Source organism: Streptosporangium amethystogenes (assembly GCF_000721075.1).
Lineage (GTDB): Bacteria > Actinomycetota > Actinomycetes > Streptosporangiales > Streptosporangiaceae > Streptosporangium > Streptosporangium amethystogenes.
On sequence record NZ_JOEQ01000039.1, the window covers coordinates 56,163 to 63,009 of the forward strand.

The 6,847-nt window shown below is 73.0% G+C and carries 3 protein-coding genes; 2 read left to right on the forward strand and 1 reads right to left on the reverse strand.

Annotation, left to right across the window (positions count from 1 at the left end; translation table 11 throughout):
• Window positions 1-47: 47 nt before the first annotated feature.
• Window positions 48-4,889, forward strand: coding sequence for a non-ribosomal peptide synthetase (locus IG98_RS45800; RefSeq protein WP_169750257.1), 4,842 nt, complete (start codon window positions 48-50; stop codon window positions 4,887-4,889).
• Between the two features lie 13 nt (window positions 4,890-4,902).
• Here IG98_RS45800 and IG98_RS52130 read toward each other — a convergent pair whose 3' ends face one another.
• Window positions 4,903-5,145, reverse strand: a complete 243-nt coding sequence (locus IG98_RS52130; RefSeq protein ID WP_051753437.1) for a hypothetical protein — start codon at window positions 5,143-5,145, stop codon at window positions 4,903-4,905.
• Here IG98_RS52130 and IG98_RS47750 point away from each other — a divergent pair.
• Window positions 5,108-6,847, forward strand: a 1,740-nt coding sequence (locus IG98_RS47750; protein ID WP_245651883.1) for a non-ribosomal peptide synthetase, incomplete at its 3' end; no start/stop codon positions are given. The two genes, IG98_RS52130 and IG98_RS47750, sit on opposite strands and share 38 nt — an antisense overlap.

Below are 6,847 nucleotides of genomic sequence, written 5' to 3' on the forward strand. Positions count from 1 at the left end.
AGATGGAAAGCGTGGCGACGGTGTTCAGCAAGAATTCCCTCCTGCCATTGTCTGCAGCGCAGAGTGGAATATGGGACGCCCAGCGGATTATCCCTGGCGAACCGCTCTACATTGCCCAGTACATAGAGATCTGCGGCCCGGTCGATCCGGAGGTCTTCGCCGCGGCCGTGCGACTCGCCGCCGGAGAGGTCGACGCCGTTCACCTACGGATCATCGGCGACGGGACCGAGGAGACGGGCCGGGTCGGTCAGGTGGGTCAGGTCGTCGAGGAGTGCGAGGTGCCGTGCCCGTTCCTCGACCTCAGCGAGGGAGAGCCGGGCGACGGGGGACTCGGTGCGGAGCGGGCCGCTCTGGAATGGATGCGAAAGGACCTGCGTTCGCCGTTCCGCGAGGACGCGCTCGTGGCCACCGCCCTGATCCGGATCGCGCCCGACCGCCACCTGTGGTACCTGCGCTGCCACCACGTGGTCATGGACGGCTACAGCGGGCCGATGATCGCCCAGCGTCTCGCCGAGGTCTACACCGCACTGGTCGACGGCCGCGACCCCGGCCCCGGTGGTTTCCAGTCGCTGGCCACCTTGCTGGAGGAGGACGCCGCCTACCGCGCCTCCGAGCGTTTCCAGGCCGACCGCCGCCACTGGCACGGCAGGCTCGCCGATCTGAGCGCGGTCCCCGCTCTCTCCCCCGGCAGCACCGCCACCTCGCGGTTCAACCGGCGGAGCGCCACGCTCGGTGCGCGCGACGCCGCCGCGCTCACCGAGGCCGCGCTCTCCCACGGTACGGCCGTCTCCGGGTTCATGATCGCGGCGATCGCGGCCTTCGTGGGGCGTCTCACCGGAGCCCGCGAGGTGGTCCTCGGGCTGGCCGTCACCGCCAGGACCACGCCCGCCGCCCGGCGAACGCCGGGGATGCTCTCCAACGTGCTCCCGCTCCGCCTGGCGGTCTCCCCGCAGACGACCTTCGGCGAGCTGTCCGCCCAGGTCACCCGGGAGGTCGGGCGGCTGCTGGTGCACCAGCGCTACCGGTACGAGGACCTGCGCCGCGAACTCCGCGGTACGGTGGGCGGCCGGCTGTTCGGCCCGGTGGTCAACATCATGCGGTTCGACTACGACCTGAAGTTCGCCGGTCACACCGCCGTCGCGCACCCGCTCTGCACCGGGCCGGTCGAGGACCTGTCGATCAACCTCTACGACGGCTCCGACGGGCGCGGGGTCCGCATCGACTTCGACGGCCACCCCGACCTGTACGGCGAGGCCCTGCTGGCCGACCACCACGGCCGTTTCCTGCGTTTCCTCACCCGCGTCGCCCAGGCGGGTCCCGGCATTCGCGTCGGCGCCGTGGAACTTCTCGACGAGGCCGAAGACGCGCTCCTGGCCGACTGGGGCGCCGCGCCGCGCGAGGTGCCGCCGGGTACGGCCGTCTCCCTGTTCGAGGACCGGGTACGGCGCGCTCCCGGTGCCGTCGCCGTCGTCGCGGGGGACACCGAGATCACCTATGCCGAGCTGAACGCGCGGGCCAACCGGCTGGCCCACCATCTCATCGCCCTCGGCGCCGGGCCCGACCGCTATGTGGGCCTGTCGGTGCCCCGCTCCCTCGACATGACCGTCGCGTTCCTCGGCATCCTCAAGTCCGGGGCCGCCTACCTTCCCCTCGACCCCGGCCATCCGCCGGAGCGCCTGGCGACGATGCTCGCCGACGCCACCCCGTCCGCCGTGGTGACCCGCGCCGATGCCGGGTTCCACGCGCCGCCCGGCGTCGAGGTCGTCCAGATGGACACCTGGACCGGCGACGACCTGCCCGCCACCGACCCGGTGACCGGGCTGCTGCCGGAACACCCGGCCTACGTCGTCTACACCTCCGGGTCCACCGGCCGCCCCAAGGGGGTGGTGGTCACCCACGCGGGCCTGCCCGCGTACGCGCGCACCGAGATCGACAGGTACGCGGTGACGGAGGACAGCCGGGTCCTGCAGTTCGCCTCGATCGGGTTCGACGGGGCGGTGCTCGAATGGCTGATGGCCCTGTCCGCGGGCGCGGCGCTCGTGCCGGTGCCCGCCGGGGTGTACGGCGGCGAGCCGCTCGGCCGGTTCCTCGCCGAGGAGCGCGTCACGCACGCGTTCATCACCCCCGCCGCGCTGGCGACGGTCCCGGTCAGACCGCTCCCCGGGCTGCGGACCCTGCTGGTGGGCGGCGAGGCGTGCCGCCCCGAGCTGGTCCGCCGCTGGTCCGCCGGGCGCCGGATGATCAATGTTTACGGACCGACGGAGACCACGGTCGTCGTCACCTGCAGCGACCCGCTGATCCTCCCCGGTGAGACCCCGATCGGCCGCCCGGTCTACGACGCCCGCCTGCACGTGCTGGACACCGGCTTGCGCCCGGTCCCGCCGGGATCTGTCGGGGAGCTGTACGTCTCGGGACCCAGCCTGGCCCGCGGCTACCTGAACCGGCCGGGGCTGACCGCCGAGCGGTTCGTCGCCGACCCCCTTGTGCCCGGCGGGCGGATGTACCGCACCGGCGACCTGGTCCGCTGGGGTGCCGACGGGCAACTCCACTACGTCGACCGCGCCGACCAGCAGGTGAAGGTCCGCGGTTTCCGGATCGAGCCGGGCGAGATCGAGGCGGTACTGGCCGCGCATCCCGGCGTCGAGCAGGCGGTCGTGCTGGCCCGCCGTGACCGGGGGCCCGAGCCGGGAGGAGACCTGCGGCTGGTCGGGTACGTGGTCGGCGGCGCGGACGTGGAGGAACTGCGCGGGCACCTGCGGCGGTCGCTGCCCGAATACATGGTGCCCGCCGCGATCGTGACGCTGGACGAGATGCCGCTGACCGCCAACGGCAAGCTCGACCGGCGTGCCCTGCCGGAACCCGTGGGGGAGACCTCGGGCCGGGAGCCCGCGACCGACCGCGAACGCCTGCTGGCCGGGCTGTTCGCCGAGGTCCTCGGCCTGCCCAGGGCCGGGGCCGACGACGGGTTCTTCGACCTGGGCGGCGACAGCATCCTCGCCATCCGGTTCGTCTCCCGAGCACGGGAGGCCGGGCTCGCGCTCACCCCGAAGCAGGTCTTCCAGCACCAGACCCCGGAGGCCCTCGCCCTCGTCGCCCACGTGGCGGAGGAGCCCGCGGACGGCACGGACCCGAACGGCCCGGCGGATGACGGCACGGGAGCCGTCGACGTCACCCCGATCGTCGCCTGGCTCGCCGAGGGCGAAGGGCCGATCGAAGGATTCAGCCAGAGCGTGGTGCTCCGGGTACCCCCGGATCTCGGTCTCGACAACCTGACGGCCGCGGTCCAGGCCGTGCTGGACCACCACGACGCGCTGAGGCTCCGGACGTCCACGCCCTCGGCGGGTGCCGGAGCGTGGGGGCTGGAGATCGCCCCGGCTGGAGCGGTCCTGGCAGCGGACTGCGTGCGCCAGGTGGAGGTCTCGGATATTCCGGACGAGGCGGCCGGCGAGGGCCTCGGTGTCGGGGACGGTGTCCCGGGTGGGACGGCCGGCGGGGGCGGTGCACGGGTCCGGGACGTGTCGGACGAGACGGTGGCCGGGTATGCCGAGCGGGTCCGGGGTGAGCTGGATCCCGGCGCCGGACGGATGGTACGGGTCGTGTGGTTCGACGCGGGCCACCGGCGGTCCGGACGGCTGCTGCTGGTCATCCACCACCTGGCCGTCGACGGCGTGTCCTGGCGGATCCTGCTGCCCGACCTCCTCGCGGCCTGGAGTGCCGGGAGAGAGGGCGCCGAGGTACGCCTGTCCGAGCCCACCACCTCTTTCCGCACCTGGGCGCGCCTGCTCCAGGCCGAGGCCGTGAACCCGGCACGGGTGGCCGACCTTCCCGCCTGGACCGCGCTCCTCACGCCGTCCCCGCCGCTCTCACCGGCTCGGGCCCTGTCCGCGCCGGTAGGTGAGCGGGGAACCTGGGGGGAGCGGCGGGAGATGGTCGTGGAGCTCTCCGCCGACGTGGCGGGGCCGCTGCTGGGCAGCGTGCCGGCTGCCTTCCACGGGAACGCCGACGACGTGCTGCTCGCCGGGCTCGCGGCGGCGGTCGCGAGGTGGAGCGGGCGGCGTTCGGTGCTCGTCGACCTGGAAGGGCACGGCAGGCAGCAGGTCCTCCCCGGTGTGGACCTGTCCGCGACCGTGGGCTGGTTCACCGCCGTGCACCCCGCCAGGATCGACGCGGGCCCCGTTGACTGGGCCGATCTCAAGAACGGCGGCCAGGCCGCGGGCCGGCTGGTCAAGCGGGTGAAGGAGCAGCTCCGCGCTCTTCCCGACCCGCTGGGCTATGGCCTGCTGCGCTACCTCAACCCCGACACGGCACCCGCGCTCGCCGCGCTGCCCCAGCCGGAGATCGGTTTCAACTACCTCGGCCGGATCACCTCCTCCGGGCTGGACTGGGAGCCCGTGGCCGGTGGGCTGTCCGGTGACCAGGACGCCGCCGCCCCGCTCAGGCACGGCATCCAGATCGACGCGATCGCCTTCGGCGAGGTCCTCCGCGTCACCTGGACCTGGGATCCCACCCGCCACGCCGACAACCGGATCGCCGAGCTGGCCGCCGCCTGGTCGGAGGCGCTGACCGGTATCTCCCGGCACGCCGGAGGCGGCCTCACCCCCTCCGACGTAGCGGTGCCCCTCACCCAGGACGACCTCGACGAGCTCGGCCCCGGCCTCCAGAACGTCTGGCCGCTCGCCCCGCTCCAGCACGGCCTGTTCTTCCACTCCCTGCTGGAGGTGGACGTCTACACCGCCCAGCTGACCCTGGACCTGAGCGGCCCCCTCGACGCGCCACGGCTCAGGGCCGCCGCGGAACGCCTGGTCCGCGGACACCCCAACCTCCGAGCCTCCTTCGAGCTGCGCGGCGACCCGGTGCAGCTGGTGCACCGGCGGGCAGGCACCGGCTGATCCTCACCAACCATCACATCCTGCTGGACGGCTGGTCGACACCGCTGCTGGCGGCCGAGCTGTTCGCGCTGTACTCGGGCCAGGAGCCCGCCCCCGCGCCGCCGCTGGACGGTTTCGACGAGCCCGGCCTCCTCGCCCCGCACGCCCCGGCCGAGCCGGTCGCACCCGCCAGGGTCACCGCCGAACTCGACGACGACCGGACCAGGGAGCTCACCGCTCTGGCGCGCACGCACTCCAGCACGCTCAGCACCGTCATGCAGGCCGCCTTCGGCCTGCTGCTCGGCCGGCTGACCGGCCGCGACGACGTCGTCTTCGGCGGTACGGTCTCCGGCCGCCCGCCCGAGTTGCCCGGGGTCGAGCGCATGGTCGGCCTGTTCATCAACACCCTGCCGGTCCGGGTCCGGCTCGACCCCGCGGAAACCGTGGGTGACCTGCTGCGCAGGCTCCGCGACGAGCAGGCGGAACTACTGCCCCACCACCACGTCGGCCTTGCCGAGATCCGGCGCGGCCCCCTGTTCGACGCGCTGCTGGTGATGGAGAACTACCCCGTCGACTCCCGTACGGCGATCGGCGACCTCGACCTGACCTCGGCGGACGTGGCCGACGCGACGCACTACCCGATCACGCTGCTGGTCGTTCCGGGGGACGTGCTCCGTTTCCGGCTGCAGTACCGGCCCGACGTGTTCACCGAGGCGGAGGCCGCGGTTCTGCTCGACCGCTTCCTGGGTCTGCTGGCCGAACTGGTCGCCGAGCCGGACACCGCCGTCGGCCGGCTCTCCTCTGCCGGGCTCTCCTCGGGCGGGCGCGAGCTCGTGCCCCACCACTGGAACGACACGGCCGCGGACGTGCCCCGCACCACGCTGGCCGCGCTGTTCGAGGCCCAGGTCGCGCGGACGCCGGACGCGACGGCGCTGGTGTTCGAGGGGGACGAGCTGAGCTACGCGGCGTTCAACGCGCGAGCCAACCGGCTGGCCCGTCTGCTGGTGGCCGAGCACGGGGTGGGAGCCGAACGAGTGGTGGCGCTGATGCTGCCCAGGTCACCGGACCTGCTGGTCGCCATGTACGCCGTGATCAAGGCGGGCGCCGCCTACCTGCCGGTCGACCCGGGGCTTCCGGCGGCGCGGATCGCGTCGATGCTGGACGACTCCCGGCCGGTTCTGGTGATCGACGCCGGCTGGCTGGCCGGGGTCGACACCTCCGGATACGCGGAGTCCGATCCGGGGGTGCCGCTCGTGCCGGAGAGTCCGGCGTACGTGATCTACACCTCCGGTTCGACGGGGCGGCCCAAGGGGGTCGTGGTCACCCACGGTGCGATCGTCAACCGCCTGCTCTGGGCCCAGTCCGAGTATCGCCTGGGTCCGGCGGACCGCATTCTGCAGAAGACGCCGGCCGGATTCGACGTGTCGGTCTGGGAGTTCTTCTGGCCGCTTCAGACCGGCGCCACCCTGGTCGTCGCCAGGCCGGACGGGCACCGGGACCCGTCCTACCTCGCCGGGCTCATCGACTCCGAACGCATCACGGCCCTGCACTTCGTCCCCTCCATGCTGGCCGCCTTCCTGGAGGCGGTGCCCTCTCCTGGTTCGCCGGATCTTCGGTTTCTCATCTGCAGCGGTGAGGCGCTGCCGCCCGCACTCGCCGACGAGGCGGCGGCCCGGCTGGGTGTGCCGGTGCACAACCTCTACGGCCCGACCGAGGCCGCGGTCGACGTCACCTTCTGGGAGCACCGCCCCGGCACGGAGACCAGCTCAGTGCCGATCGGTCACCCCGTCTGGAACACCCGCCTCCATGTGCTGGATTCGTGGCTGCGGCCGGTTCCGGTGGGGGTGGAGGGGGAGCTGTACCTGGCCGGAGCGCAGCTGGCGCGGGGGTATCTGGGGCGGGCGGGGTTGACGGCGGAGCGGTTTGTGGCGTGTCCGTTCGATGGTTCCGGTGGGCGGATGTATCGGACGGGGGATGTG

Excerpts from the sequence above, each read along its gene's own strand:
- IG98_RS52130 (WP_051753437.1), bottom strand. The coding sequence starts at position 5,145 with ATGACGGTGCTGAGCGTGCTGGAGTGCGTGCGCGCCAGAGCGGTGAGC.